Origin of the sequence: Synechococcus sp. R55.2, assembly GCF_047462075.1 — a bacterium.
Taxonomy (GTDB): domain Bacteria; phylum Cyanobacteriota; class Cyanobacteriia; order Thermostichales; family Thermostichaceae; genus Thermostichus.
In genome coordinates, this window is sequence record NZ_JANSIH010000208.1 from 1 (window position 1) to 748 (window position 748).

At 52.3% G+C, this 748-nt stretch carries 1 protein-coding gene; it reads right to left on the bottom strand.

What is annotated here, in order from left to right; genetic code table 11:
- Nucleotides 1–686, bottom strand: a 686-nt coding sequence (locus NW838_RS07340; protein ID WP_414427774.1) for a hypothetical protein, incomplete at its 3' end; no start/stop codon positions are given.
- Between the last annotated feature and the right edge of the window lie 62 nt (nucleotides 687–748).

The following is a 748-nucleotide window of genomic DNA, read 5'->3' on the forward strand; positions in this document are numbered from 1 at the left end:
ATAGTCATGGGGGTAATTTGTTCGACCGATACAGAAACCACGCAGGAGGCGCCTGCGGCTAGGCTTCCGCCCGTGAGAGAAATCGCGGTCGTACCAGCATTTGCTGTCAGCGTGCCACCGCAGGTGTTTGAGGTAACTGCTGGAGTCGTAATTTGTAATTGAGCCGGAGTGCTGGGCAAAATGTCGATGAAACTGAGGCCGGTTATGGGAACAGTTGCAGTGTTCGTAATTGTGAAGACAACAGCCACGACGTTGCCGTTTTGAGTCGAGTTAGGAACAAACTGCTTATTGAACGTTGGAGCAGGAACCGAGATCACTGACAGATTAACAGGTGTGCTTTGAACAGGAGGAGCTTGGTTACTGGTCAGAGTTACGGCTGGGTTAGTATAGGTACCTGTGCCTGCAGCAACAACTTGAACAGTAACTGTACAAGTTGCATTGGCAGCCAGTGTTCCATTGATTAGAGTGATTAGGGCCGCGCCTGAAGTCGGAGCAAATGATCCACCACAGGTATTGGTGAAGTTGGGCGGAGTGGCAACAACTAACCCTGCAGGCAGGTTGTCTGCAAAGTTGAGGCCAGTCAGTTGGATCCCGGAGTTGTTGATGATTGTGAAGCTTAGGGTTACGGGAGCGTTTGGTGAAGTTGTGCTAGGACTAAAGCTCTTAGTAAACCTCAGGGCAGCCAAGGGGCCTGGAGGCAGGCCAACGATGCTGGGAGAGGGATTGGGAGTGGGCAGGGGCGGGATCG